Here is a 24,677-nt window from a genome sequence, read left to right as displayed (position 1 = left end):
CCGGAGCGTGCGACCTCAGCCGCTCGATGCGGACCGCCCCCGCTGCCTAGCGTGGTGGACGTCCCACCCGTCCACTCCCTCGCCCGAGGACCCCAGATGATCGAAGCCGTCGGCCTCACCAAGCGCTACGGCACCCGAACCGCAGTCTCGGACCTGAGCTTCACCGTCCGCCCAGGGGTGGTGACCGGCTTCCTCGGCCCCAACGGGGCCGGCAAGTCCACCACCATGCGGATGCTGCTCGGTCTGGACGCGCCCAGCGCCGGCCACGCCACCGTGAACGGCCGCCGCTACGCCGAGCACCCCGCCCCGCTGCGCGAGGTCGGCGCGATGCTGGAGGCGCGGGCCGTGCACACCGGCCGCTCCGCCTACAACCACCTGCTGGCGCTCGCCGCCACGCACGGCATCCCGAGCTCCCGGGTCGACCAGGTGATCGACCTGGTCGGTCTGCGCGAGGTGGCCCGCAAGCGGGCGGGCGGGTTCTCGCTCGGCATGGGCCAGCGCCTGGGCATCGCCTCCGCGCTGCTCGGCGACCCCGCCACGCTGATCCTCGACGAGCCGGTCAACGGGCTGGACCCCGAGGGCATCCTGTGGATCCGCAACCTGCTCAAGGCGCTGGCCGCCGAGGGCCGCACGGTGCTGGTCTCCTCGCACCTGATGAGCGAGATGGCGCTGACCGCCGAGCACCTGATCGTGATCGGCCGCGGCCGGCTGATCGCGGACACCTCGGTGGCCGAGTTCACCGCGAGCGCCTCCCAGGGCGGCGTCCGGGTCCGCACCCCGCAGGCCGAGCGGCTGACCGAACTGCTCGCCGGCCGGGCCGAGGTGACCGCCGAGGCGGAGCCGCAGGTGCTCACCGTCACCGGCACCGACAGCGAGGCGGTCGGCCGGCTGGCGGCCGAGCACGGCGTGGTCCTCTACGAACTGACGCCGCGCCAGGCATCGCTGGAGGAGGCGTTCATGGAGCTGACCAAGGACGCCGTGGAGTACGAGGCCGTGGTCGCACCGGCCGAGCGGGTCAAGGAGCAGGTGGCATGAGCAGCACGGTCTTCACGTCCCAGCAGGCCGGCACCGCCCGGCTCACGCTGCCCCGGGTGGTGCACGCCGAGTGGATCAAGTTCCGCTCGCTGCGCTCCAGCTGGATCACCCTGGCGGTGGCCGCGGTGCTCACCATCGGCTTCGGCGCGCTGTTCTGCTGGGCCGTGGTCAGCCACTGGGACCGGCTGCCGGCCCGCGAGCACGCCGACTTCACCCCGGCCGAGCACAGCCTGCGCAGCTACTTCTTCGCGCAGATGGCGCTCGGCGTGCTGGGCGTCCTGTCGGTCACCGGCGAGTACTCCACCGGGATGATCCGGGCCTCGCTCTCCGCGGTGCCCAAGCGGCTGCCGGTGCTCTGGGCCAAGACCCTGGTCTTCGGCGCGGTGGCCTGGGTGGTGGCCACCGCCTCGGCGCTGGTCGCCTTCTTCCTCGGCCAGGCGATCCTGTCCGGCAAGCACATCGAGACCACCATCGGGGCGCCCGGGGTGCTCCGGGTGGTGCTCGGCACCGGCCTGTACCTGACCGCGATCGGCCTGCTCGCGGTGGCGCTGGGCACCCTGATCCGCAACACCGCCGGCGGCATCGCCGCGGTCTTCGGCCTGCTGCTGGTGCTGCCGCTGGTGAGCGAGGCGCTGCCCTCCGACTGGCAGAGCCACGTGGTCCCGTACCTGCCCAGCAACGCCGGCGCCGCGCTGATGCACATCAGCCGGGGTCCGAACGAGATGGCGCCGTGGGCCGGCTTCGGGCTGCTCTGCGGCTACGTGGTCGTGGCCATGGCCGGCGCGGCCCTGGTGCTGCGCCGCCGGGACGCCTGACCGACGCGGGTGGGTCCGGTGGACGCGACGACGTTGCACAATGGCGCAATGACCTCCGCGCCCGCCACCCACCCGACGCTGCCCGGGCCGAGCCCCGCCGCGCGCCCGCTGGGCGTGCTGCGGGGCTCGGCCCTGCCGCGGGCGGCCCGGCTCTGGGAGCGGCACCCGACCGTGCTGGACGGGGTCGGCGCGGTGCTGCTGCTGCTGGTGACCGCCGGGGTGCACAGCCGAGTGCACCCCGACTGGTGGGAGTGGCCGCTGCAGGCCGCCCTGGTGCTGCCGCTGACCTGGCGGCGGCGGGCCCCGCTGGCCGTCTTCGGGGCCATCGCGCTGATCGCCTTCGTCCAGTGGCTGGTCATCGCCTTCGCCGGCCGCGCGCCGTTCCCGGCCGACTTCGTGGTGCTGGTCGCGCTCTACACGGTGGCCGCGCGCAGCTCGACCCGCTGGACGCTGGCCGCCTACCTGGTGGCCGAACTCGGCGTGCTGCTGCTCGCCGTGGTCAACACCGCGCCGCCCTACCTGCAGATCGACCCGCTCTGGCTGTACCTGCGGGTCGCCTTCTTCCTGTCCGGCGCCACCACCGCCGCCGCCCTGCTCGGCCTCAACACCCGGGCCCGGCAGGCCAAGCTGTCCGCCCTGCACGAGCGGGCCCGGGAGCTGGAGCGCCAGCGCGACCAGCAGTCCGCCCTCGCGGTCGCCGAGGAGCGCAGCCGGATCGCCCGCGAGATGCACGACATCGTCACCCACAACCTCTCGGTGATGGTGGCGCTGGCCGACGGGGCGGTCTACGCCAGCGCGCACGCGCCCGACAAGGCCACCGCGGCGATGCGCCAGTCCGCCGAGACCGGTCGCCAGGCGCTCACCGACATGCGCCGCTTCCTCGGCGTGCTGCGCGCCGACGAGCCGGACGCGCTGCGCCACCCGCAGCCCGGCCTGGGCGCGCTGGACGGCCTGGTCGCCCAGGTCCGGGCGGCCGGCCTGCCCTGCGAGCTGACCCTGACCGGCGGCCCGGCCGGCGTCTCGCCCGGTGCCCAACTGACCGTGTACCGGCTGGTCCAGGAGTCGCTGACCAACACCCTCAAGCACACCGCGCCCGGCGCCAGGGCCGCCGTGACCGTGGCCTGCGTGCCCGGCTCGGTGCGGGTCGAGGTGCGCGACGACGGCCGGGCGACGGTCCCGGCGGCCGGCTCGGCGACCGGCTCGGCGACCGGCGGCGGCCACGGCCTGGCCGGCATGCGCGAGCGGGTCGCGGCCTACGGCGGCGAGCTGACCGCGGGCCCGCTGCCGGGCGGCGGCTGGCGGGTGGCGGCCACCCTCGACCTCGACCCCGACCGCCTGGAGGATCCCCGATGACCGTCCGCGTCCTGCTGGTGGACGACCAGCCCCTGCTGCGGGTGGCCTTCACCCTGGTGCTGGACTCGCAGCCGGACCTGGAGGTGGTCGGCGAGGCCGACGACGGCGCCGCGGCCGTGCGGCTGGCCGCCGAGCACCGCCCCGACGTGGTGCTGATGGACGTGCGGATGCCCGGCATGGACGGCATCGAGGCCACCCGGCGGATCGTCGACGACTCCCCCGACACCAAGGTGCTCATCATGACCACCTTCGACCTGGACGAGTACGCCTTCGCCGGGCTGCGGGCCGGCGCCTCCGGCTTCCTGCTGAAGAACGCCCAGCCCGCGGAGCTGCTCAGCGCGATCCGCAGCGTGGCGGCCGGCGACGCGGTGGTGGCGCCCCGGATCACCCGCCGGCTGCTCGACCAGTTCGCCTCCCAGCTGCCCGCGAACGGCACCTCGGCCGGCGGCGGCGAGGCCGCCGTCGAGGCCCTCACCGCCCGCGAGCGCAGCGTCCTGGCGCAGGTGGCCCGGGGCCTGTCCAACGCCGAGGTGGCCGCCGAGCTGTTCCTCGCCGAGGCCACCGTGAAGACCCACGTCAGCCGGATCCTGCTCAAGCTCGGCCTGCGCGACCGGGTGCAGGCGGTGGTCTTCGCGTACGAAAACCGGTTGGTCCGGCCCAGCTGAGCGGGACACAATCACCGGATGACCGACGACCTGCCCACCCGCCGCCGCCGGGCGCTGCGCACCTGCCACCGCGTCCTGGGGGCGGAGAAGCCCCGCACGGTCCGCGAGCGGCTGACCGAGCTCGCCGACCTCGGCCCGGAGTACGGGCTGGACGAGCTGCCCGACCGCTACGCCACCGGCGGCCCGGTCGCCCGGCTGGAGCAGCGGGTCGCCGAGCTGCTCGGCACCGAGGACGCGGTCTTCTTCCCCACCGGCACCATGGCCCAGCAGGTGGCGCTGCGCTACGGCGCCGAGCTGACCGGGCGCCCGGCGGTCGCCCTGCACCCGATGAGCCACCTGGAGCGCTGGGAGCGGCAGGCCTACAGCCAGCTGACCGGCCTGCGCGGGCTCTGGCCGACCGAGACGACCCGGCCGTTCACCGCCGAGGAGCTGGCCGCGGTGCGCGAGCCGTACGGCACGGCGACCGTCGAACTGCCGCTGCGCGACCCCGGGTTCCTGCTGCCCGACTGGGACGAGCTGGTCGCGGTGGTGGACACGGCCCGCGCGGCCGGCGCCCGGGTGCACTTCGACGGCGCCCGACTGTGGGACTGCACCCCGCACTTCGACCGCCCACTGACCGAGATCGCCGGCCTGGCCGACAGCGTCTACGTCTCCTTCTACAAGACCCTGGGCGCGATCCACGGCGCCGCGCTGGCGGGTGACGCGGCCCTGGCCGGCTACGCCCGCGCCTGGCGCCACCGGCACGGCGGCACCGTCTGGCAGAACTGGCCCGCCGCCCTCGGCGCGCTGGCCGGACTGGACCGGGCCCTCCCCCGGGTCCCCGACTGGACCCGGCAGGCCGCCCTGGTCGCCGACGCCCTGCTCACCCTGCCCGGGGCCCGGGTCAACCCCGCCCCGCCGCAGACCCACGAGTTCCAGCTCTACCTCCCCCACCCGGCCGAGGCCCTGGAGGCCGCCAACCTCCACCTCGCCGAGACCGAGGGCACCTGGTTCGCCGGCTTCTGGACCGAGGTGGCCCCGGGCCTGTCCATGATGGAGGTCCAGACCCGCGAGCAGGCGATGGCGTGGACCGCCGAGGACGTGGTGGCGGTGGGCCGGCGGTTCCTGGAGCTGGCGGCCGCTCAGTAGCGGTCGATGGCGGTGAGGTCGATGTCGATCGGGAACGGCTCGGTGACCTTGAGCCGGTTGTGGCAGACGTCGACCCCGATGTACGTCTGACCGGCCGGCTCCAACTCGAAGACGTACACCACGGGGCGGCCCCGCTCGTCCTCCTCCACCCGCCAGAAGTGCGGGATCCCGGCCCGGGCGTACTTGGGCGGCTTGATCTCGCGGTCCCGGCGCACGGACTCCGCGGAGACCACTTCGACCGCGAGCAGGACGTCCTCGGCCTCGAAGCCGGTCTCCTGGTGGGTGCCCGAGGCGGCAGACGCCCGGATCAGCACGAGATCCGGCTCCGGACGGTCGAACTGTCCGAGCCGCACCGTCATCTCGCGGGCCACCCGCACGCTCTCCGGTGCCGCGGTTCGCAGACCGGCTTCGAGGAGGTACATCACCAGCGAGTGGAAGTACTTCTGCGGACTCACGAAAACCAGGCTCCCGTCGAGCAACTCCGTGTGCGGCGGGAGGTCGGGCAGGCGGTCGAGATCCTCGGCGGTGAAGCCCTCGGCCGGAGGGATCATCCAGTCGGGTACGGCAGTCATGGTTCCTCCCATGGCGGTGATCCTTGCCGACGCTGCCAGCGTATCGGGACGGATTCCGCCACGGACCACTCCCGCGGGTGAACGCGCCGGCTCAGTACCGCACCGCCCGCGCCACGTTCGCCACCACCGTGCCCGACAGGGTGCGGTTGCTGACGGCGGTGGCGTTGGCGGTCTGGCCGGCCGCGACCGGGCCGGGGTTGAGCACCACCACGTCCTGGGTCGAGCCGCTCTGGTCCTTGAAGTCCACCTCGATGGTGTACCGCTGGTCGGTGGACTGGCTGTTCTTGACGGTGACCGGCACCTGGGCCTTGCCGTCCGAGGTGGTCGAGACCGTGCCCAGGGTCACGTCCGCGGTGGCGTCCAGCCCGGCGGTGGCGCTGGCGAAGGCCGACGACGCGGCGGAGGCGGCCTCCGAGGCCCCGGCGGAGATCGCCGAGGAGGCCTGCGAGGCGGCCTGCGAGCCGATCGAGGAGAGCGCCGACTGGGCCGCGCTGACCGCCGAGGAGGCGACCGAGGTGGCCGTGCTCTTGGCGCTGGACGAACAGCCGGCCAGCGCCAGGGCACCGGCGGCCACGGACAGCGCCGCCCCCGCCGCGAGCGTGCGACGGGAGCGGGGGGCGGTGGTGCGGGGCGCGGTCGTGCGGGGCTGGGTGCGGCGGTCCACGGAACCTCCTGAGTACGGGCTACCGGGCCCCACCCTCGGTGGTCACCGGGCCCGCCGCCACCGGAGCGGGGCAGCCGGGTGACGGTGCCTCACATGCTCAGGTAGACCGCGCTGCCCACGCCGGCCACCATGCAGTAGAGGGCGAACGGGGTCAGGCTCTTGTTCTCGAAGTACTTGGTGAGGAACTTCACCGAGATGTAGCCGGCCACGAAGGCGGCGATCGAGCCGGCCACCAGCGGCCCGCGGATGCCGGCGTTCTCCGGCTTCAGCAGCTCCGGCAGCTTGAGCACCGAGGCGGCCAGGATCACGGGGGTGGCCAGCAGGAAGGAGAACCGGGCGGCGTCCTCGTGGTTGAGTCCGCGCAGGATGCCGGTGCTCATGGTGACGCCGGAGCGGCTGATGCCCGGCAGCAGCGCGAGGATCTGGGCCGCACCGATCCAGGTGCCCTGACGCAGGCTCAGCTTGGCGATCCGGCGGTCCGACTCGATGTCCGCGTCCACGCCCGGGGAGTGCGCCGCCTGCGCGCCCGCCCGGCGGCGGCCGCCGCCACCGCGCTTGAGCCGCTCGGCGCCCAGCAGCACCAGGCCGTTCAGTGCCAGGAAGACCGCCGCCGGCAGCGGCTTGCCGAGCGCGGCGCGCAGCGCCTTCTCGGCCACCAGGCCGGCCACGCCGACCGGGATGGTGCCCACGACCAGCAGCCAGGCCAGCTTCTGCTCACTGGTCTCTATTCGGCGCTGGGTGATCGAGCTGACCAGCCCGCGCACCACCCGCACCCAGTCCCGGCGGAAGAAGACGACCAGCGCCAGCGCGGTGGCCAGGTGCAGGCCGACCAGGACCGCCAGGTACGGCGACTTGTCGCCGGTCATCGACAGGTCGGTCTTGTAGGGGTCACCGAGCAGTGCCGGGATCAGGATGCTGTGGCCCAGGCTGGAGACCGGGAAGAGCTCGGTCACACCCTGGAGCAGGCCCACGCCGATGGATTCCGGGTAGGTCAGGGACATGGCACACCCTCAGCTTCGCGATACGGGTCCGGGCAGAGGGCGCCAGCCTACCGAGGCGGGCCGGAACGGCTTCGGGCCCCTCCCCGCGAGAACGTACTACACATCTGTAGACGTTCGGCCGGGAGGGGCCCGAGTTCATCGTCCCGTCACCCGATGCTCATTCCGGCTCGGCCTCCATCGCCGCGGCGGCGGCCTCCCGGACCCCGCGCTCGCGCTTGCTGACCACGCCGTAGGCCCCGGCCGCGGCGGCGACGAAGCCCAGCACGCCGAGTGCCGGCTTGTTGAGCAGGTTCCCGGTCAGCGCGTCCAGCGACAGGCTGCCGGGACCGGCCACCGAGATCGCCAGCGCGCACGCGCCGAGCAGCGCCGGGTACTCGAAGCCGCCCTTGCTGACGAAGAAGCCCTTCGGGACGTGCACCGAGATCGCCCCGGCCATGGTGCCGGCCACGATCGGCCCGGCGATCGGCGTGGCCAGGCCGCTGATCAGCAGCGCGCCGCCGCCCGCCTCGCCGAGCCCGGCGGCCAGCGCGCTCTGGCCGCCGGGCTTGAAGCCCATCGCCTCCATCGCCTGCGCGGTGCCCTCCAGCCCGCCACCGCCGAACCAGCCGAAGAGCTTCTGCGTGCCGTGCGAGAAGAGCACCCCACCCACGGCGGAGCGCAGCAGGAGCAGTCCGAGATCTTTACGGTTGACGCAACCCATGGTGTGTCCTCAATCTCTGCGGTCCCCGTCCCCCATCCCAACCGACCGGGGACCGCTCCTCGACCCGGCGCGGCCATCCGGGGGACGCACCGCGGCCACCCCCGCGCGGCAGGATGGGCCCATGGAGACCGAGTACGAGATGGACGGCGCCGCCGCCACCGACCGCCCCGGCCTGTTCGCGGCCCTGGGCAGCGCGCTGAACGGTCCGGGCGGCTACTACGGGAGCAACCTGGACGCCCTGGTCGACTGCCTGCGCGGCGGGTTCGGCCCGGTGCCGCCGTTCACCCTGGTCTGGCACGACTTCCCGGCGGCCGACACCACCCCCGGCCTGCCGCCCGGCTACGCCCGCGAAGTGGTCCGGGTGCTGCGCGGCGCCGGCGTCACGGTGCGCCTGTCCTAGGCGGCCGCCCGGGCTCGCCATCCTGGGGGGATGTCCGTCCTCAACCTGAGCAGCGCGTTCATCACCTTCTTCGCCGTGGTGGGGCCGCCCAAGGTCCTGCTGACCTACGCCCACCTGGCCCGCAGCCGCACCAAGCAGCAGCTGAACCGGCTGGTGCTGATCAGCTCGGTGCTCGCGGCGGCGGTCGGGGTGCTGATGGCCTTCATGGCGGACGGCATCACCACGTTCTTCCACGTCAGCGACGAGTCGCTGCAGCTGGCCGGCGGGGTGATCTTCTTCCTCTACGCGGTCGGCCTGGTGCTGGGGGTGCACGTCGGCGCCGGCGAGGAGTACGAGGACGAGCTGGCCAACCCGATGGCCGAGGGGATCCGCGAGCTGATGCTGCCGTACGTGGCCAGCCCGCTGGCGATGACGGCGGTGCTGGTGGAGTCGCTCACCAAGGACACCTGGAGCTGGCGGTTCACCGTGGCGGGGGCGTACCTGGCGGTGGTGGTGATCAACACCGCCAGCGTGGTGCTGCTGGCCCCCCTGCTGCGGCGCACCCACCAGACCTCGCTCGAGGTGCTCTCCCGGCTGCTCGGCCTGCTGCTCGCCGCGGTCGGGGTGGAGCTCTTCCTGGACGGGCTGTCGGGCCTCGGGGTGCACATGATCGAGACCGGCGGCCACTGAGCCCGCTACGGCGGCGTCACCGGCCGCCAGGGCACCGGGCTGGAGAGGATCATCGAGCTGGACGGCTGCCCGTAGCCGGCCAACCGGTCGATCAGCGCCTCGAACTGCGCCATCCCCGGCACCGCCACCAGCAGCACGCAGCAGGCCCCGCCGGTCACCCGGTGCAGCTGCAGCACCTCCGGCCAGTTCGCCACCTCGGGGTCGCGCAGCACGCAGCGGTGCCCGTAGCACTCCACCTGGACCAGCGCGGTCACCGGCAGCCCGGCCCGGGCCAGGTCCACGTGCGCGTGGTAGCCGCCGATCACCCCCTCGGCCTCCAGCCGGCGCACCCGCTCGGCCACTGCGGGTGCCGACAGGCTCACCCTCCGGGACAATTCGTTGTACGAGAGCCGGGCGTCCGCCTGCAGTTCGGCGAGCAGTCTGCGGTCGAGGGTGTCCATCGCGGGCTCCGGTTGTCGATCAGCAAGTCCGGCGTCGAAACGGCTCGCGAACGCAAAGCCGCCCCTCCGATCCGGGGTTCACCGCCCATTCAAGACCGCGGGGATCCGCCGGACAATATCCACGAAAAGGCCGCAGCCCGCACCTGTACGAGGGGGACCCGACCATGGCCGCGCCCACCGTCCATACGCCCAACCTGGCCTTCGCCGCCGAGGCGGAGCCCGTCAGCGGCGCCACGCCGTACGAGCGCTACGCCCGCCTGGACGTGCTGCACACCCTGCAGCAGCCGCGCAGCAAGGTCGACGCGGAGCTCTCCTTCATCATCACCACCCAGGTGATGGAGCTGCTCTTCGACCTGCTCCGGCACGAGTGGTCGCTGGCCCAGCAGGCACTGCGGGAGGACGCGGTCGGCCCGGCGCTGGCCGCGTTGCGCCGCGGCTGCCACGTCCAGGACGTGCTCAACTCCTCCTGGGACCTGCTGGCCACGCTCACCCCGGTGGAGTTCAGCGCGTTCCGCCCGGTGCTCGGCGAGGCCTCCGGCTTCCAGTCCTCGGCCTACCTGCTGCTGGAGTTCCTGCTCGGCAACAAGTCCGAGCGGCTGCTGGAGATGTACCAGGACTCCCCCGCCACCCACCAGGAGCTGGCCGCCGCGCTGCGCGCCCCGGGCCTGTACGACGACGTGCTGGCGCTGCTGGCCCGGCGCGGCCTGCTGGCCGGGGCCGAGGCCCCGGGCACCGGCCGCTACCGGCCCAGCGAGGCGGTCGCCGCGGCCTGGCTCACCGTCTACACCGACCCCGCGCAGGCCGAGCTGGCCGCGCTGGCCGAGGCCCTGCTGGACACCGCCGAGCGGGTCAGCCGGTGGCGCCAGCGGCACTACGCCTCGGTCAAGCGGACCATGGGCAGCAAGCCCGGCACGGGTGGGTCCAGCGGCCTGAACTGGCTCAAGGCCGCGGCCGACCAGGACGTCTTCCCGGAGCTGTGGACCGTGCGGGGTGCGCTGTGAGCCTGCCGACCTCGCGCGCCGACTGCCTGGCGCTGGACGCCGCCGACCCGCTGGCGGTGTTCCGCAAGGAGTTCGCCCTGCCCGCGGACACCGTCTACCTGGACGGCAACTCGCTCGGCGTGCTGCCGGTGCGCACCCCGGAGCTGGTCCGCCGCACGGTGGAGCAGGAATGGGGACAGGGCCTGATCACCAGTTGGAACGCGGCCGGCTGGGTCGAGCTGCCGTTCACCCTGGGCGCGCAGGTGGCGCCGCTGGTCGGGGCCGGCGCCCACGAGGTGCTGGTCTGCGACTCGGTCTCGGTGAACCTGTTCAAGGTGCTCACCGCGGCGCTGCGGCTGCGTCCCGGGCGGCGCACGGTGCTGGGCGAGCGGGCCACCTTCCCGACCGACCTGTACATCGCCGAGGGCGTCACCGGCCTGTTCGAGGGCGGGCGCACCGTGCTGCTGGACTCGCTGGACGAGCTGGACGCCCGGCTCGGCGAGGACGTCGCGGTGGTGGTGCTCTCCCAGGTGGACTACCGCACCGGCGTGCTGCTGGACATGGCCGCGATCACCGAGCGGGTGCACCGGGCCGGCGCGCTGATGGTCTGGGACCTGTGCCACTCGGTCGGCGCGCTGCCGATCGAACTGACGGCCTGCCAGGTCGACTTCGCCGTGGGCTGCACCTACAAGTACCTCAACTGCGGCCCCTGCGCGCCCAGTTTCCTGTACGTCGCCGAGCGGCACCAGGCGGTCGCCGAGCAGCCGCTGACCGGCTGGTTCGGCCACGCGGAGCCGTTCGCCTTCGTGCCCGAGTACCGGCCGGCGGACGGGATCGGGCGGTTCCTCACCAGCTTCCCGCCGCTGCTGGCGCTGGCCGGGGTGCGCGCCTCGCTGGAGGTCTGGCAGCAGGTGGACCTGGCCCAGGTGCGGGCCAAGAGCCTGGCCCTGACCGGGCTGTTCATGGACCGGCTGGCCGACCTGGAGATCGTCACCCCGCGCGAGCCCGAGCGGCGCGGCAGCCAGGTGGCGCTCCGGCACCCCGACGGCTTCCCGGTGGTGCAGGCGCTGATCGAGCGCGGGGTGATCGGCGACTTCCGCGCCCCCGACCTGATGCGCTTCGGCTTCACCCCGCTCTACACCTCCTACACCGACGCCTGGGACGCGGCCGAGGCGCTGCGCGAGGTGCTCGCGAGCGGGGAGTGGCGGGCCGAGCGGTTCTCCCGCCGGGGCGCCGTGACCTGAGGTGGCGCAGGGCCGGGCCCTGCGCCACCCGGGTCGGTCGGTCAGCTGTGCCGCCCGCGGCGGCGGCTCAGCCGGCGGCCGAACAGCAGCGCGCCCGCACCGGCGATCAGCAGGGCGCCGGCCGTGCCGAGCAGCCCGGAGGTGCCGGAGCTGCCGGTGTTGGGCAGCGAACCGCTCTCGCTGTCGCTGGCCGAGGCGCTCCCGCTGCCGGAGTGGCTCGCGGTCGGTCCGGTGGTCGGCGAGGTGCTCGGGCTGCCGCTGGTCGAGGGGGACGGCGAGCTCGACGGGCTCGGCGAGGTCGAGGCGGACTCCGAGGGCGAGGGCGACGTCGTCGGGGAGGCGGTCGGGGTCGGCGTCGGGGTCGGCGTGCTGCCGCAGTCCGGCAGGTCGCCGTCGAACGGGTAGGCGTGCAGCTCGTAGCCGCCGCCCCCGCTGGTCTGCAGCAGGTTGCCGGCCAGGTAGACGCGGCCGTTGACGCCCGCCGTGGACAGCGTGGTGGTGCCGGCCGCGTTGCCCGCCATCACCGAGCCCTGGAACTGCCCGGTGCCGGTGACGGTGCCGCTGGTCGCGGTCGGGAAGTTCCACATCAGCCTGGGCCGCAGCCCGGTCAGCGGGTCGCTGTTGTCGCCGGTGCCGCTGTAGGTGTTGATGGTGGGGCTGTCGCCCAGCATGTTGACGACCACCGTGGCGCCGGCCGGGATGTTGGCGAAGACCAGGCCGATCTGGCCGCCGCTGCCGCTGGTCAGGTTCTGACTGACGTTGAAGACCTGCCGGGCGCTGGTCCCGTCCCCGGTGAAGGTCGCCTCGCTGTTGGTGACCGCGACCGTGCCGGTCGCGGTCTGCCGGGCGGCGCAGCTCGAGAACTCCTCGATGGTGGTGCGCAGCGGGCCGTAGGTGTCCTTGACGGTGGTGTCGTGGATCTTCTGCCCGGTCGGTTCCACGGTGATGGTGCCGGCGCCGCCGAGCGCGCCGCCGTAGCGCAGGTTGCCGTACGCGATGCTGGTCGGCGGGGAGTCCGGGCCGCCGACGATGAGGTTGTTGCCGGTCTGCGAGGTCACGTTGCCGCCGACGGTGACGAAGTCGTGGCCGTTCGGCGGGGGCACCCGGGAGCCGACGCCGACCACGCCCATGTTGAAGGAGCCGCCGCCGTTCTTGTCCACCGTCAGGTCGCCGAGGGCGACCACCCAGCCCTCGGCCTCGGCGGCCCGGCCGCTGACCGTGTAGTTCCCGCCGGCGAAGATGTTGATGTTGGTGTCGCGGCCCGCGAACCCCTCGTTGTTCGGCGGGTTCCAGCTCGACGGGCAGTCCGGCCCCCCGCACGGCCCCAGCGGCGGCGGGAACGGGATCGCCGCCGCGCGCGGCAGCGGGAGTGACAGCGCCGCCGTCGCGACGGCCGCCACCAGGGCCGCCTTGCTCGCATGCCTCATTCTGTTCTGCCCCTCAGTCCGGCCGATCGCTGGCCCTAGCGGTCATACCGGGACATCAAAGGGTGAATCGGACACCCGCTGCGGCGCACGACACCGCACCACTCCGAAAAGCCATATGAATGCCACTCGGTCGGCCCAACCCGGGACCGCCGATCGGGGCTGTTCGGAACGGGTGTTAGCGTGCCAGGCGGACCCGCGGCCCGCGCGGTCCGCGGACCGAGTGAAGGCTGTCGAAGACCCCATGGCCAAGTTCCTGCTGAGCCTGCACCTGCTGGCTGCCATCGTCGCCATCGGACCGGTGACGGTCGCCGCGAGCATGTTCCCGCGCACGGCGCGCGAGGCGCTGGCGGCCGGCGCCGACGGCGGCGGGGCCGGCTCGGTGCGGGTGCTGCACCGGATCACCCAGGTCTACGCCGCGATCGGGATCGCCGTGCCGGTACTGGGCATCGGCACCGCGCAGGTGATGGGCCTGATGGGCAGCGCCTGGATCATCGCCTCGATCGTGCTGACCGTGCTCGCCGCCCTGGTGCTGCTGGTCCTGGTGCTGCCCCGCCAGGAGGCCGTGGTGTCCGCACTGGCGGGCGAGGGGGCGGGCGAGGGCGACCGGGCGGGTGCGCTCGCCGGGCTCAAGCTGCTCACCATGGGCACCGGGGTGTTCTCGCTGCTCTGGGCCGTGGTCACGGTGCTGATGGTGGTCCGCCCGGGCTCCAGCACGCACGCCTGACCGGGCGTCAGCCGCCGTTCCAGGCGGGGTGCCGGGGATCGTCCAGCCGGATCGTCAGCTCCGCGACCTCCGCCGGCCCGACCTCCTCCTCGTACCGCGCGAAGGCCGGCAGCGTCCACTGCTCCGCGGCCGGCGTGCGGCGGGCCAGCGCTCCCGGACCGAGCATCAGGTGGACGCCGAGGTCGAACGGGAACCAGCGCCCGAACAGCAGCGGCCCGTCCACCAGGACCACCGTCCCGGGGTCCAGCCGGCGGTAGGGGCTGCGGGTGGCCCGGTCGGTGGCCGGGTCGTACAGGTCGGGCAGGATGGTGCCGCTGCCGCCCGGGTCCAGCGGGGTGAAGACCTCGCGGAACAGCGCGTTGTCGTCCAGCCAGCGGCCGTAGTAGGCGTCCGCGTCCTGGTGGCCGTACTCCAGCCGCAGCGAGGCCGGCCGCAGGAAGCCGCCGGCCGGCACCCGCTGCACGGCGCGCCCGCGCAGCCGCAGCTCCGCGGCGAGCGCCTCGGCCAGCCGCTCCGGCTGCGCCGCCGGTGCGCCGTCCAGCGCGATCCGCGGCCAGGCGCCGCCGTCGGCGGTCTCCAGCGCCTCGATCCGGTCGGCCAGCCCGGTGGTCAGGGCCGCCCAGCTGATCGGCTGCAGTCGCATCCGCTCCTCGTCCTCCTCGCGCCCGCGGTCCGGTCAGCGGCCGGGCGGGGCGACCAGGCCCAGCTCGTAGGCGGTGATCACCAGCTGCACCCGGTCCCGCGCCTCCAGTTTGCTGAACAGCCGGGCCACGTGGGCCTTGGCGGTGGCCACGCTGATGAAGAGCTCGGCGGCGATCTCACCGTTGGACAGCCCCCGCCCGACCAGCGTGAGCACCTCGCGCTCGCGCTCGGTGACCTGCTCCATCGCCCGGGCGGCGGCCGCCGGCAGCGGACCGGCGGCCGGCTCCGGACGGCCGGCGAAGTCGGCGATCAGCCGGCGGGTGACGCTGGGCGCGATCAGCGCGTCGCCCGCGGCGACCACCCGGATCGCGCCCAGGATCTCCTCCAGCGCCATGTCCTTGACCAGGAACCCGCTCGCGCCGGCCCGCAGCGCGCCGTAGACGTAGTCGTCGTCGTCGAAGGTGGTGAGCATCAGCACCTTCGACGGGCCCTCCCCCGCGGTGATCCGGCGGGTGCCCTCGATGCCGTCCACACCCGGCATCCGGATGTCCATCACCACCACGTCCGGCCGCAGTTCGTCGGCCAGCCGGGCCGCCTCGGCACCGTTGCCCGCCTCGCCGACCACCTCCAGGTCCTCGGTGTCGCTGATCAGCACCCGCAGGCCGGCCCGGACCAGCGGCTGGTCGTCGGCGAGTACCACCCGGATCACAGCGCCACCCCCGTCGTCGCCGGCAGCGGCAGCCGCGCGGACACCTGGAAACCACCCTCGGGCCGGGTACCGGCCCGCAGCGAACCGTGCAGCAACGCCGCGCGCTCGCGCATTCCGACCAGCCCGTACCCGCCGCCCGGACCGTCCGGGCCGGCGCCGCACCCCTCGTCCACGATCTCCAGCGCCAGCTCGTCCGACCGGTGGTCGATCTCCACCCAGCAGAACCCGGTGCCCGCGTGGCGCACCACGTTGGTCAGCGCCTCCTGGACGATCCGGTAGGCGGCCAGCTCCACCTCGGCCGGCAGCGCGCGCCGTTCGCCGCGCAGCCGCAGCTCCACCCGGACCCCGGCGGCGGTGGTCCGCGCGGCCAGCTCCTCGATCCCGTCCAGCCCGGGCGCCGGGTCCAGCGGCGCCGGACCGCCCGGCTCCGCCCGGCGCAGCGCGCCGAGCATCCGGCGCAGCCCCGCCAGCGTCTCCCGGCTGGTGGCCTCGATGGTGCGCAGCGCGTCGGCCGCCTCGGCCGGCCGGCGCTCGATCACCCGGGCACCCATCCCGGCCTGGATCGCGATGATGCCGATGCTGTGCGCCACCATGTCGTGCAACTCCCGCGCGATCCGCAGCCGTTCGGCGGTGACCGCCTGCGCGGCCGCCTGCCCGCGCAACTCCTCGGCGTGCGCCCGGCCCTGCCGCACCGAGTTGCCGCTCAGCCAGGAGACCAGGAAGAGCAGGACCAGCAGCCAGACCCGGGTGTTGCCGAAGTGGAACTGCGCGGCGTAGCGCCCGGTGTGCTCCACGTTGTACCAGGCGATGCCCAGGGCCACCGCGCCGAGCGCGGCCAGCGAGGTGCGCCGCCGGCAGTCCGCGGCGACGTAGTGCAGGGCGACGATCGCCGCTGCGGAGTAGGCGAGTTCGGTCACCGCGTCGCCCTCGGCGTTCGACAGCAGGAGCGCCTCGAACAGGCTGAGCAGCAGGGCCGGCACCGGGTGGCGGCGCAGCAGCGCGGCCGCGGCCGCGGTGAGGCCGAGGTTGACGATCAGCAGGCGCGGGTCGGTCGGGTCGAGCAGCCACCAGAACACCCCGGCCTGCCAGCCCCGGTCGAAGTGGGCGCCGACCTGGCCCGCGTACCAGGCGAGCAGCAGCCAGCCGGCCGGCGGGACGCGTCTGAGCAGCGGTTGGCGGGGGGTGCTGGACATGGGCCCGATCGTATCCGTCCGACTCCCGCCCGGCATTGGCCCGCGGGCGTACTCCCCGGGGCGGACCGCGGCCGGGGAATGTCGCCGCCGGTCCGATGCCCGTCCCCGGCGCCGCCCGGCAGGGTGGTCACCGTGATCGAAGCCACTGAACTGACGAAGCGTTACGGGAAGACCACGGCCGTGGACCGGCTCGACTTCACCGTCCGGCCGGGCCGGGTGACCGGATTCCTCGGGCCCAACGGGGCCGGCAAGAGCACCACGCTGCGGATGATCCTCGGCCTCAACCGGCCCACCGGCGGCCGGGTGACGGTGGACGGCGTGGAGTTCGCCGGCCGGCCGCGCGGCCTGCGCCATGTCGGGGCGCTGCTGGACGCCGGGGACGTGCACGGCGGCCGCAGCGCCCGGGCCCACCTGGGCGCACTGGCCCGCAGCAACCGGATCCCGCAGCAGCGGGTCGCCCAGGTACTGGAGGAGGTCGGGCTGGCCGAGGTGGCCGGGCGCCGGATCGGCGGCTACTCGCTGGGCATGCGCCAACGGCTCGGGATCGCCGGGGCGTTGCTGGGCGATCCGCCGGTGCTGCTGTTCGACGAGCCGCTGAACGGGCTGGACCCGGAGGGGGTGCTCTGGGTGCGCGGCCTGTTCCGGCGGCTGGCCGCCGAGGGCCGCACCGTCTTCGTCTCCAGCCACCTGATGACCGAGATGGAGCACACCGCCGACGACCTGGTGGTGATCGGGCGCGGCCGGCTGATCGCCGCGCAGCCGCTGGCCGACTTCGCGGCCCGGTCGACCCGGGTCGGCACGGCCGTCCGGTCGCCCGGGGCGCTGGAGTTGGCCGCGGCGCTGGCCCGGGAGGGCGCCCAGGTGCGGGCCGAGGGGGCCGAACTGCTCACGGTGACCGGACTGGACGCCGTGCGGATCGGCGAGCTCGCCCACCGCGAGGGGATCGTGCTGCACCAACTGGCCACCCGGACCGCCTCGCTGGAGGAGGCCTTCATGGAACTGACCGCCGACAGCCTCGACTACCTCGCCGGAGAGACCCGATGACCACCGCCGCCCTCCCCCGCCCGCGGGCCGCCGTCGCCGAGCCCGGTCCGCGGTTCCGCGACCTGCTGGCCGCCGAGTGGATCAAGCTCTGGTCGCTGCGCTCCACCCCGTGGGGCCTGGCGCTCAGCGCGCTCGCGGTGATCGGCCTGAACGTCAACGCGGCCTGGGCCGACTACCAGAACTACCCCGGCTACAGCGAGGAGATCCGCACCAAGGTCTTCGTGCCGTACTGGTCGCTGCACGACGCCTTCGGCCGCAACTCCGCACTGATCCTGATCCTGGCCGCCGGCGCGCTGGGCGCGATGATGGTGGTCACCGAGTACGCCAGCGGGCTGATCCGCACCACCTTCGCCGCGGTGCCGGCCCGGCGCCCGGTGATGGCGGCCAAGGTGCTGGTGATGACCGCGGTGACCACCGTGCACGGGGCACTGATCGCCGGGGTGTCCTGGTGGGCCACCCAGGCGGTGCTGTCCGGTCGGCACGCGGGGATCTCGCTGGGCTACCACGGGGCCTGGCAGCTGGTGGTGGCCTCGGCCCTGCTCTGCCCGGTGGGTGCGCTGGTCGGGATGGCGATCGGCACCCTGGTGCGCACCAGTGCGACCAGCGTGGTGGTCTCGGTGGTGCTGCTGGTGGTGGCGCCGGTGAGCATCCCGGTCAACCACCACTGGCAGGCGGTCCTCGCCCACGCGCTGCCGTACAACGCCTGGCTGCGGCTCGGCCAGGTGAACCAGCCGGACTGGTACCACCAGACGTTCCCGAGCACCGAGGGCGGGGCCTGGCTGGTGCTGGCGGTGTGGGCCCTGGCCGCGGCGGCCGTCACGGTCCTGCCGGCCCGCCGGCGGGACCTCTAGCCCGCCGCGGCTACGGCAACGACGCCACCGCCGCCCGCGCCTCGGCCACCGCCTTGGCGTCCAGGGCGGCGGCGTGGCCGCGCAGCGTGTGGAACGTCTCGATCGCGGCCACGGCGCACAGGCCGGGGATCAGGTCCACGCTGCGCCGGGCCAGCCAGGCGGTGCCCTTGGTGAGCAGCCACCACAGGTCGGCGGCCCGGGACGGGGCCGGCGGGGCCTGCACCTCGGCCGGGGGCGCGCCGACCGGCAGTCCCCGGGCGGCCAGCAGCGCGTGGAACTGACGGGCGATCAGCAGGTGGCCCTGCGGGCTCGGGTGCAGCCGGTCGGCGCTGAGCAGCGCCCGGTCGGTCAGCCAGGGCAGCTCGGCCAGGTGCAGGTGGACGGCCCGGTGCCGGGCGGACAGCTCGTGCACCGCGGTGTTCACCGCCGCCATCCGCCGGGCCAGCGGCCGGCGCAGCGCGCCGGGCAGGCCCAGCAGCGCACCCGGGTCGGGCAGGCAGGCGGTGAGCACCAGCGTGCCGGCCGCGCCGAGTTCGCCCAGCGTGGCGTGGAGCGCGGCCACCGTGCGGGTGATCTCGAAGCCGGCCCGCAGGGTGTCGTTGCCGCCCACCACCACCGCCGCCACCTGCGGCCGCAGGTCGAGCGCCGCCGGGAGCTGACGATCCGTCAGATCGGTGGCCCGGGCGCCGCTGAACGCCAGGTTGTGGTGCTCCACCCGGTCGCCGGCCGGAACCAGCGAGGGGGCCAGCAGGGCCGGCCAGCCCCGCCAGCCGCCGTCCACGGGCGCGCCCACCCCCTCGGTGACCGAGTCGCCCAGGGCCACGAAGCGCAGTGCCCGGGACCGCGGTGCCGGTGCCAGCGCGCCGTCGGGCAGCGTGGGCGCGGTCACCTCGCACGCTCCGGCTCCGGCGCCGGCTCGGGCCCGACGGACCGGGACACCGCGCCCTCGTGCGCGGCCAGGAACGCCGCCACCGCCGCCGACCAGGTGTACCGCTCGGCCCTGGCCCGGGCCGCGGCGCGCCGTGCGGCCTCCGGACGGTCCAGCAACTCCCGTACGGCCGCGGCGAACCCCTCTCCGGTGTCGGGCGCCGGCAGACCGGCCCCACCGATGATGCCCGGCAGCGCCGAGGAGCGGCTGGCCACCACCGGGGTGCCGCAGGCCAGCGCCTCCAGCGCCGCCAGGCCGAAGGTCTCGATCGGCCCGGGCGCCAGCACCACGTCGGCCGCCGCCAGCAGGCCGCTCAGCCCGTCCCGGTCGGCGACGTGCCCGAGGAACCGGGCCGGCAGCTGCTCCCGCCGGGCGCGGGCCTCCAGCTTGGCGCGCAGCGGCCCGGTGCCGGCCACCACCAGCCGGGCCGGGGTCCCGGTGCGGCGCAGCTCGGCCAGCGCCTCCAGGGCCCGCCACGGCCGCTTCTCCGGGGACAGCCGGGAGCAGAGCACCAGCAGCGGCTGGTCCGGCTCGGCGTACCCGGCCCGCACCGCCGCCGACCGCCGGTCCGGGTGCAGCTGGGCCAGGTCGACCCCGAGCGGGGCCTGCACCAGGTGCTCGACGCCGAGCCGCTGGAACTCCTCGGCGGCCCAGGCGGTGGTGCAGACGACGGTGTCGTACCCGCGCGCGGTGCGCCGGTTCAGCCGGTCGGCCAGCGCCCGGGCCAGCGGCTCGGGGACGCCGCGGGTGCGCAGCAGCCCGGTGGCGTTCTCGTGCGAGACCATCGCCGCGGGCACGCCGTGCGCGCGGGCCCAGGCACCGGTCCAGCGCAGCGTGGTGCGGTCGGAGACCTCCAGCCGGTCCGGGGCCAGAGCGGCCAGGGCGCGCTCGACCGCCCGGCGGTCGGTGAGCAGCCGGTAGCCGCCGCTGGCGGGCAGCACCGGGCCGGGCAGGGTGACCACCCGGCCCTGCTCGGTCGTCTCGTCGCGGTGCTCGGGACCGGGCACCACCAGGACCGGCTCGTGCCCGGCCGCCAGGTAGCCGGCGCCGAGGTGCCGCAGCGCAGTGCGCAGGCCGCCGGAGACCGGGGTGACGAAGTTCGCCAGCCGGACGATGCGCAGCGGTCGGGTCATACCGGCTGCTCCTCGGCCTTCTCGGCGGGCTGCTGCGGTGCGGCGACCGGCTGCGGCGCGACCGGGCGCGACGCGGTCTTCTGCGCCGGCACGATCTGCTGCGCCGGCACGGTCGGGTGCGGCAGCACGCTCGGCGCGGCCACGGGCAGCGGCTCGCCGCGGTGCTCGGCGACGACCTCGGCGTAGTGCCGCAGCAGCAGGTCGCCGACCCCCTCCCAGCTGCGCGAGCGCACGTCCGCGCGGCCGGCCTTGCCGTAGGCGGCGCGGCGGGCCGGGTCGGCGGCCAGCTCGGCCACCGCCTCGGTCACCGCGCGCACGTCGCGCGGGGCGACCAGCAGGCCGGTGCGCCGGTGCCCGACCAGGTCCAGCGGGCCGCCCGCGGCCGGCCCGACCACCGGGACGCCGCTGGCCATCGCCTCCTGGATGGTCTGGCAGAAGGTCTCCAACGGGCCGGTGTGCACGAACAGGTCCAGCGTGGCGTAGCAGCGGGCCAGCTCCTCGCCGGTCCGCCGGCCCAGGAAGACCGCGCCGGGGAGCAGTTCCTTGAGCATGCCGGCGCTCGGGCCGTCGCCGATGATCACCAGCCGCACGCCGGGCAGCGCGGCCACCCCGGCCAGCAGGTCCACCCGCTTCTCGGGGGCCAGCCGGCCGACGTAGCCGACCAGCACCTCGCCGCCGGGGGCCAGCGCGCGGTGCAGTGCCTGGTCCCGGTGGCGCGGGTGGAAGCGCAGCGAGTCGACGCCGCGCGGCCACAGGTGGACCCGGGGCACGCCGTGCGCCGTGAGGTCCTGGGCGGCCGGGGTGGAGGGGGCCAGGGTGCGGGCGGCGGACGTGTGGATGGAGCGGATCCGGTGCCAGGCGGCGGCCGCGCCGACCCCGCCGCCGACCCGGTAGGCCTGGGCGTAGCCGGCCAGGTCGGTCTGGTAGACGGCGATCGACGGCAGGCCCAGCCGGCGGGTCTCGGCGGCGCCGCGGGCGCCCAGGATGAACGGGCTGGCGAGGTGGACGATGTCGGGCTGGTGCGCGGCGATGGCGGCACCGAGCCGGGAGCTGGGCAGGGCGACCCGGACCTGCGGGTAGCCCGGCAGCGGGATCGAGGGGATCCGGACCACCGGGAGTTCGGTGGCGTCGGGGCCGAAGGAGTGCGCGGGACAGTGCGAACCCCGGGCCGGTGCGGGGGTGATCACCAGCGGCTGGTGGCCGCGTCGGACCAGGTGCTCGGCGGTGCGGAGCACGCTGTGGGCTACGCCGTTCACTTCCGGCGGAAAGGACTCGGTGACGATGGCGACTCGCATGCCAACGTTGTTGCCGGGCTGAACGTGCGCAGGGCCAAAGGGATCTGTCGCACAGGCGAACGGTTGCCTTCGCTTTACCTCTTTCTTATCTCCGCAGGTTCCACCGGTCCGCCCATGATCGATCAAGACATGACAAAGAATCATGACAAATCCGCGCACAACAGCTAGCCAACCGACCAGTAACCGACTTACCGTCAGGTTTCCCATCCCCGCTCCAGAGTGAGGAGCCCGGTCTTGCCCCCACGCTTGCGGCTCACCCTCGTCGCCGCGCTCACCGGTGCCCTGCTGGCCGCCGCACCCGGTGCCGCCACCGCCTCGGGTGCCCGTCCCGCCGCCCTGCCCGCCACCGCCCCGGACTACTGCGCCGCCCAGTGCCGGGACATCCTGCCGCCCGGCGAGAACGGCAACGCGACACTGGCCGACATCCTCGGCAACAAGCTGTTCGGCACCCGTCCCGCGCACACCGACGACCAGCTCGGCCCCTACGCCGGACTCGCCTCGGCCTACCCCGGCCTGACCGACGCACAGCTGAGCTCGTTCTTCGACGACGCCTCCTTCGGCGTCCCGGCCGACCAGGTGGCCAGCACCAGCAGTCCGCGGTCGGACGTGACCATCGTGCGCGACAAGGCGACCGGCGTCCCCCACGTCACCGGCACCACCCGCTACGGCACCGAGTTCGGCGCCGGCTACGCGGCCGCCCAGGACCGGCTCTGGGTGATGGACCTGTTCCGGCACGTCGGCCGCGGCGAGCTCTCCGGCTTCGCGGGCGGCGCGGCGGCCAACCGGCAGCTGGAGCAGAGCTTCTGGCAGGCCGCGCCGTACACCGAGGCCGAGCTGCAGAGCCAGATCGACGCCATCGCCAACTCCGGCGACCGGGCCAAGCAGGCCCTGGCCGACGCCCAGGCCTACCTGGACGGGATCAACCAGTACATCACCCAGGCCTACAACTCCCGCACCTTCCCCGGCGAGTACGACCTGACCGGGCACATCGACGCGATCACCAACGCCGGCTCGATCCAGCCCTTCCAGCTCACCGACCTGGTCGCGCTGGCCTCGGTGATCGGCGCGCTGTTCGGCTCCGGCGGCGGCGGCGAGCTGGCCTCGGCCCAGGTCAAGGAGGCGGCCGAGGCGAAGTACGGGACGGCGGTGGGCGACCAGGTGTGGCGCTCGCTGCGCGAGGCGAACGACCCGGAGGCGGTCACCACGCTGCACGACGGGCAGTCGTTCCCGTACGCGCTGCCGCCGGACGACCCGCAGGGCACCGCGATGCCCGATCCGGGCTCGGTGGTGCCCGAGCAACTGGTCTACAACGCCACCGGATCGGCCACCAGCACCGCCACCAAGGCGGCCGGCGTGCTGCCCGGCAACCTGCTGACCGCCAAGCACGGCATGTCCAACGCGCTGGTGGTCTCCGGCAAGTACACCGCCAGCGGGCACCCGGTCGCCGTGTTCGGCCCGCAGACCGGCTACTTCGCACCTCAGCTGCTGATGCTGGAGGAGCTGCAGGGTCCGGGGATCAGCGCCCGCGGCGCGGCCTTCGCCGGGCTGAGCTTCTACGTGGAGCTGGGCCGCGGCCAGGACTACGCCTGGAGCGCCACCTCGGCCGGGCAGGACATCACCGACACCTACGCCGTCCCGCTCTGCACCACGGACGGCTCGCCGGTCACCCTGGCCGCCGACTCCTACCTGTACCACGGGGCCTGCACCCCGTTCGACACGCTGAGCCGGGACGACTCCTGGTCCCCCACCACCGCGGACTCCACCGCCGCCGGCTCGTACACCCTGGTGATGCGCCGCTCCGCCTACGGCCTGGTGACCGCCCGGGGCACGGTGGCCGGCAAGCCGGTCGCCTTCACCTCGCTGCGCTCCAGCTACCGGCACGAGGCCGACTCGATCATCGGCTTCCAGATGCTCAACGACCCGGGCGCGGTGCACGACCCGGCGGGCTTCCAGCAGGCCGCCCAGCACATCAACTACACGTTCAACTGGTTCTACGCGGACTCCCAGCACACGGCCTACTACAACTCCGGCAGCAACCCGGTGCGCGCGCCGGGCGTGGACCCCGGACTGCCGGTCGCGGCCGACCCGGCCTACGAGTGGCAGGGCTTCGACCCGGCCACCAACACCGCCCAGTACACGCCGCCCGCGCAGCACCCGCAGTCGGTGGACCAGGACTACTACGTCTCCTGGAACAACAAGCAGGCGGCGGACTTCGGCGCGGCCGGCTTCGGCAACGGCTCGGTGCACCGGGCCAACCTGCTGGACGCCCGGGTCAAGGCGCTGGTCGCGGCCGGCGGGGTGACCCGCTCCTCGCTCACCAAGGCGATGGAGTCGGCCGCGGTGACCGACCTGCGCGGTGAGGACCTGCTGCCGGAGCTGCTCCGGATCATCGGCACGGCCCCCGTCACCGACCCGCAGCAGGCCGCCACCGTGCAGCAGTTGCAGACCTGGCTCGGCCACGGCGCCCGCCGGGTGGAGACCTCGGCCGGCAGCCAGGCCTACGCCGACCCGGACGCGATCCGGGTGATGGACGCCTGGTGGCCGCTGCTCGCCCAGGGCGTCTTCCAACCCGGCCTCGGCGCGCCCCTGTTCGGCGCGCTGACCGGCGCCCTGCAGATCAACGAGTCCCCGTCCGGCGGCCAGACCGGCCCGTCCACCGGCCCCTCGGACGCCAACGAGTCCATCCCGCACAAGGGTTCGTCGTTCCAGTACGGCTGGTGGAGCTACCTCGACAAGGACCTGCGCGCCGTCCTGGGCACCCCCGTGGCGGGGCCGCTGGCCCAACCCTTCTGCGGCGCCGGCTCGCTGTCCGCCTGCCGGACCGTCCTGCTCACCACGCTGGGCCAGGCGGCCGCCCAGACCCCGTCCCAGGTCTACCCGGGCGACGGCGACTGCTCGGCCGGCGCCCAGTGGTGCGCGGACACCATCATCCAGCGCCCGCTGGGCGGTGTCACGGACGCGAAGACGACCTGGCAGAACCGTCCGACGTACCAGCAGGTGGTGGAGTTCCCGACGCACCGCTGACCCGGCGCGCGCCGCAGCGGGGAGGGGCACCGGTACCGGTG

Annotated in this window: 25 protein-coding genes; 13 read left to right on the top strand and 12 right to left on the bottom strand. The window is 74.4% G+C overall.

What is annotated here, in order from left to right; translation table 11 throughout:
- Positions 1-96: 96 nt before the first annotated feature.
- Genes ACFW1A_RS09005 through ACFW1A_RS08985 form a run of 5 tightly spaced genes read left to right on the top strand, consistent with a single transcriptional unit; the run spans position 97 to position 4,996 of the window.
- Positions 97-1,035, top strand: a complete 939-nt coding sequence (locus tag ACFW1A_RS09005; RefSeq protein ID WP_380406607.1) for an ABC transporter ATP-binding protein — start codon at positions 97-99, stop codon at positions 1,033-1,035.
- Entirely contained in the window at positions 1,032-1,850 is an 819-nt protein-coding gene (locus ACFW1A_RS09000) for an ABC transporter permease (protein WP_380406605.1), read from the top strand. The genes ACFW1A_RS09005 and ACFW1A_RS09000 overlap by 4 nt, the downstream gene beginning before the upstream one ends.
- 48 nt (positions 1,851-1,898) lie before the next feature.
- Complete coding sequence (locus ACFW1A_RS08995) at positions 1,899-3,203, top strand: sensor histidine kinase (protein ID WP_380406603.1); 1,305 nt, start codon at positions 1,899-1,901, stop codon at positions 3,201-3,203.
- Positions 3,200-3,868 carry a response regulator gene (locus ACFW1A_RS08990; protein ID WP_380406601.1) on the top strand — a complete coding sequence of 223 codons (669 nt, stop codon included), beginning with the start codon at positions 3,200-3,202 and terminating at the stop codon, positions 3,866-3,868. The genes ACFW1A_RS08995 and ACFW1A_RS08990 overlap by 4 nt, the downstream gene beginning before the upstream one ends.
- Before the next feature lie 18 nt (positions 3,869-3,886).
- The gene (locus tag ACFW1A_RS08985; RefSeq protein WP_380406599.1) at positions 3,887-4,996 is read left to right on the top strand and encodes a threonine aldolase family protein; all 1,110 of its coding nucleotides are present in this window, start codon (positions 3,887-3,889) and stop codon (positions 4,994-4,996) included.
- Here ACFW1A_RS08985 and ACFW1A_RS08980 read toward each other — a convergent pair.
- The 4 genes from ACFW1A_RS08980 to ACFW1A_RS08965 form a co-directional block, all read right to left on the bottom strand.
- A complete protein-coding gene (locus ACFW1A_RS08980; protein WP_380406597.1) occupies positions 4,990-5,568 on the bottom strand; it encodes a Uma2 family endonuclease in 579 nt (192 codons plus the stop codon). The genes ACFW1A_RS08985 and ACFW1A_RS08980 overlap by 7 nt on opposite strands.
- Positions 5,569-5,659: 91 nt before the next feature.
- Positions 5,660-6,232, bottom strand: coding sequence for a hypothetical protein (locus ACFW1A_RS08975; RefSeq protein WP_380406595.1), 573 nt, complete (start codon positions 6,230-6,232; stop codon positions 5,660-5,662).
- An 89-nt stretch (positions 6,233-6,321) separates the two neighbouring features.
- The gene (locus ACFW1A_RS08970) at positions 6,322-7,233 is read right to left on the bottom strand and encodes an undecaprenyl-diphosphate phosphatase (RefSeq protein ID WP_380406593.1); all 912 of its coding nucleotides are present in this window, start codon (positions 7,231-7,233) and stop codon (positions 6,322-6,324) included.
- Positions 7,234-7,390: 157 nt separating this feature from the next.
- Entirely contained in the window at positions 7,391-7,933 is a 543-nt protein-coding gene (locus ACFW1A_RS08965) for a DoxX family protein (RefSeq protein ID WP_380406592.1), read from the bottom strand.
- A gap of 121 nt (positions 7,934-8,054) precedes the next feature.
- Between ACFW1A_RS08965 and ACFW1A_RS08960 the strand changes: the two genes are divergently transcribed.
- A complete protein-coding gene (locus ACFW1A_RS08960; protein WP_380406590.1) occupies positions 8,055-8,333 on the top strand; it encodes a barstar family protein in 279 nt (92 codons plus the stop codon).
- A 30-nt stretch (positions 8,334-8,363) separates the two neighbouring features.
- Positions 8,364-9,002, top strand: a complete 639-nt coding sequence (locus ACFW1A_RS08955; RefSeq protein ID WP_380406588.1) for a MarC family protein — start codon at positions 8,364-8,366, stop codon at positions 9,000-9,002.
- 5 nt (positions 9,003-9,007) lie between these two features.
- Here ACFW1A_RS08955 and ACFW1A_RS08950 read toward each other — a convergent pair whose 3' ends face one another.
- Entirely contained in the window at positions 9,008-9,442 is a 435-nt protein-coding gene (locus ACFW1A_RS08950; RefSeq protein ID WP_380406586.1) for an Lrp/AsnC family transcriptional regulator, read from the bottom strand.
- Positions 9,443-9,606: 164 nt separating this feature from the next.
- Here ACFW1A_RS08950 and ACFW1A_RS08945 point away from each other — a divergent pair, with 164 nt between their 5' ends.
- Both ACFW1A_RS08945 and kynU read left to right on the top strand, forming a co-directional pair.
- Positions 9,607-10,443, top strand: coding sequence for a tryptophan 2,3-dioxygenase (locus ACFW1A_RS08945; RefSeq protein WP_380406584.1), 837 nt, complete (start codon positions 9,607-9,609; stop codon positions 10,441-10,443).
- The gene (gene kynU / locus ACFW1A_RS08940; protein WP_380406582.1) at positions 10,440-11,666 is read left to right on the top strand and encodes a kynureninase; all 1,227 of its coding nucleotides are present in this window, start codon (positions 10,440-10,442) and stop codon (positions 11,664-11,666) included. The genes ACFW1A_RS08945 and kynU overlap by 4 nt, the downstream gene beginning before the upstream one ends.
- Before the next feature lie 41 nt (positions 11,667-11,707).
- On the opposite strand, the gene ACFW1A_RS08935 is transcribed toward kynU, so the two are convergent.
- The gene (locus tag ACFW1A_RS08935) at positions 11,708-13,093 is read right to left on the bottom strand and encodes a choice-of-anchor A family protein (protein ID WP_380406580.1); all 1,386 of its coding nucleotides are present in this window, start codon (positions 13,091-13,093) and stop codon (positions 11,708-11,710) included.
- Positions 13,094-13,334: 241 nt separating this feature from the next.
- On the opposite strand from ACFW1A_RS08935, the gene ACFW1A_RS08930 reads away from it, so the two are divergent.
- Positions 13,335-13,817, top strand: coding sequence for a hypothetical protein (locus ACFW1A_RS08930; protein WP_380406578.1), 483 nt, complete (start codon positions 13,335-13,337; stop codon positions 13,815-13,817).
- A 7-nt stretch (positions 13,818-13,824) separates the two neighbouring features.
- On the opposite strand, the gene ACFW1A_RS08925 is transcribed toward ACFW1A_RS08930, so the two are convergent.
- The 3 genes from ACFW1A_RS08925 to ACFW1A_RS08915 are packed head-to-tail and all read right to left on the bottom strand — an operon-like array spanning position 13,825 to position 16,361.
- A complete protein-coding gene (locus ACFW1A_RS08925) occupies positions 13,825-14,460 on the bottom strand; it encodes a uridine kinase (RefSeq protein ID WP_380406576.1) in 636 nt (211 codons plus the stop codon).
- Positions 14,461-14,493: 33 nt separating this feature from the next.
- Positions 14,494-15,168 (bottom strand): response regulator, encoded by a 675-nt coding sequence (locus ACFW1A_RS08920; protein ID WP_380406574.1) that lies wholly within the window; start codon positions 15,166-15,168, stop codon positions 14,494-14,496.
- Positions 15,165-16,361 (bottom strand): sensor histidine kinase, encoded by a 1,197-nt coding sequence (locus ACFW1A_RS08915; protein ID WP_380406572.1) that lies wholly within the window; start codon positions 16,359-16,361, stop codon positions 15,165-15,167. The genes ACFW1A_RS08920 and ACFW1A_RS08915 overlap by 4 nt, the downstream gene beginning before the upstream one ends.
- Positions 16,362-16,493: 132 nt before the next feature.
- On the opposite strand from ACFW1A_RS08915, the gene ACFW1A_RS08910 reads away from it, so the two are divergent.
- A complete protein-coding gene (locus ACFW1A_RS08910; protein ID WP_380406570.1) occupies positions 16,494-17,405 on the top strand; it encodes an ATP-binding cassette domain-containing protein in 912 nt (303 codons plus the stop codon).
- Complete coding sequence (locus ACFW1A_RS08905) at positions 17,402-18,256, top strand: ABC transporter permease (RefSeq protein ID WP_380406568.1); 855 nt, start codon at positions 17,402-17,404, stop codon at positions 18,254-18,256. Before ACFW1A_RS08910 ends, ACFW1A_RS08905 begins: the two co-directional genes overlap by 4 nt.
- A gap of 10 nt (positions 18,257-18,266) precedes the next feature.
- Here ACFW1A_RS08905 and ACFW1A_RS08900 read toward each other — a convergent pair whose 3' ends face one another.
- The 3 genes from ACFW1A_RS08900 to ACFW1A_RS08890 are packed head-to-tail and all read right to left on the bottom strand — an operon-like array spanning position 18,267 to position 21,612.
- A complete protein-coding gene (locus ACFW1A_RS08900) occupies positions 18,267-19,145 on the bottom strand; it encodes an SGNH/GDSL hydrolase family protein (protein ID WP_380406566.1) in 879 nt (292 codons plus the stop codon).
- Positions 19,142-20,317, bottom strand: a complete 1,176-nt coding sequence (locus ACFW1A_RS08895; RefSeq protein ID WP_380406564.1) for a glycosyltransferase — start codon at positions 20,315-20,317, stop codon at positions 19,142-19,144. Before ACFW1A_RS08895 ends, ACFW1A_RS08900 begins: the two co-directional genes overlap by 4 nt.
- On the bottom strand, positions 20,314-21,612 hold the full coding sequence (locus ACFW1A_RS08890) for a glycosyltransferase family 4 protein (protein ID WP_380406562.1): 1,299 nt from the start codon (positions 21,610-21,612) through the stop codon (positions 20,314-20,316). The genes ACFW1A_RS08895 and ACFW1A_RS08890 overlap by 4 nt, the downstream gene beginning before the upstream one ends.
- Positions 21,613-21,846: 234 nt before the next feature.
- On the opposite strand from ACFW1A_RS08890, the gene ACFW1A_RS08885 reads away from it, so the two are divergent.
- Complete coding sequence (locus ACFW1A_RS08885; protein ID WP_380406560.1) at positions 21,847-24,636, top strand: penicillin acylase family protein; 2,790 nt, start codon at positions 21,847-21,849, stop codon at positions 24,634-24,636.
- Positions 24,637-24,677: the final 41 nt, after the last annotated feature.

The organism is Kitasatospora sp. NPDC058965 (assembly GCF_042741245.1).
Taxonomy (GTDB): Bacteria; Actinomycetota; Actinomycetes; order Streptomycetales; family Streptomycetaceae; genus Kitasatospora.
The sequence above is the reverse complement of the archived record's forward strand: the minus strand, read 5'-3'. Positions and strand labels throughout refer to the sequence as shown.

Bases quoted from the DNA above. Each gene is read 5' to 3' on its own strand.
- ACFW1A_RS09005 (WP_380406607.1), top strand. From the start codon at position 97: ATGATCGAAGCCGTCGGCCTCACCAAGCGCTACGGCACCCGAACCGCA.
- ACFW1A_RS09000 (WP_380406605.1), top strand. From the start codon at position 1,032: ATGAGCAGCACGGTCTTCACGTCCCAGCAGGCCGGCACCGCCCGGCTC.
- ACFW1A_RS08995 (WP_380406603.1), top strand. From the start codon at position 1,899: ATGACCTCCGCGCCCGCCACCCACCCGACGCTGCCCGGGCCGAGCCCC.
- ACFW1A_RS08990 (WP_380406601.1), top strand. From the start codon at position 3,200: ATGACCGTCCGCGTCCTGCTGGTGGACGACCAGCCCCTGCTGCGGGTG.
- ACFW1A_RS08985 (WP_380406599.1), top strand. From the start codon at position 3,887: ATGACCGACGACCTGCCCACCCGCCGCCGCCGGGCGCTGCGCACCTGC.
- ACFW1A_RS08980 (WP_380406597.1), bottom strand. From the start codon at position 5,568: ATGACTGCCGTACCCGACTGGATGATCCCTCCGGCCGAGGGCTTCACC.
- ACFW1A_RS08970 (WP_380406593.1), bottom strand. From the start codon at position 7,233: ATGTCCCTGACCTACCCGGAATCCATCGGCGTGGGCCTGCTCCAGGGT.
- ACFW1A_RS08965 (WP_380406592.1), bottom strand. From the start codon at position 7,933: ATGGGTTGCGTCAACCGTAAAGATCTCGGACTGCTCCTGCTGCGCTCC.
- ACFW1A_RS08960 (WP_380406590.1), top strand. From the start codon at position 8,055: ATGGAGACCGAGTACGAGATGGACGGCGCCGCCGCCACCGACCGCCCC.
- ACFW1A_RS08955 (WP_380406588.1), top strand. From the start codon at position 8,364: ATGTCCGTCCTCAACCTGAGCAGCGCGTTCATCACCTTCTTCGCCGTG.
- ACFW1A_RS08950 (WP_380406586.1), bottom strand. From the start codon at position 9,442: ATGGACACCCTCGACCGCAGACTGCTCGCCGAACTGCAGGCGGACGCC.
- ACFW1A_RS08945 (WP_380406584.1), top strand. From the start codon at position 9,607: ATGGCCGCGCCCACCGTCCATACGCCCAACCTGGCCTTCGCCGCCGAG.
- ACFW1A_RS08935 (WP_380406580.1), bottom strand. From the start codon at position 13,093: ATGAGGCATGCGAGCAAGGCGGCCCTGGTGGCGGCCGTCGCGACGGCG.
- ACFW1A_RS08930 (WP_380406578.1), top strand. From the start codon at position 13,335: ATGGCCAAGTTCCTGCTGAGCCTGCACCTGCTGGCTGCCATCGTCGCC.
- ACFW1A_RS08925 (WP_380406576.1), bottom strand. From the start codon at position 14,460: ATGCGACTGCAGCCGATCAGCTGGGCGGCCCTGACCACCGGGCTGGCC.
- ACFW1A_RS08915 (WP_380406572.1), bottom strand. From the start codon at position 16,361: ATGTCCAGCACCCCCCGCCAACCGCTGCTCAGACGCGTCCCGCCGGCC.
- ACFW1A_RS08905 (WP_380406568.1), top strand. From the start codon at position 17,402: ATGACCACCGCCGCCCTCCCCCGCCCGCGGGCCGCCGTCGCCGAGCCC.
- ACFW1A_RS08895 (WP_380406564.1), bottom strand. From the start codon at position 20,317: ATGACCCGACCGCTGCGCATCGTCCGGCTGGCGAACTTCGTCACCCCG.
- ACFW1A_RS08890 (WP_380406562.1), bottom strand. From the start codon at position 21,612: ATGCGAGTCGCCATCGTCACCGAGTCCTTTCCGCCGGAAGTGAACGGC.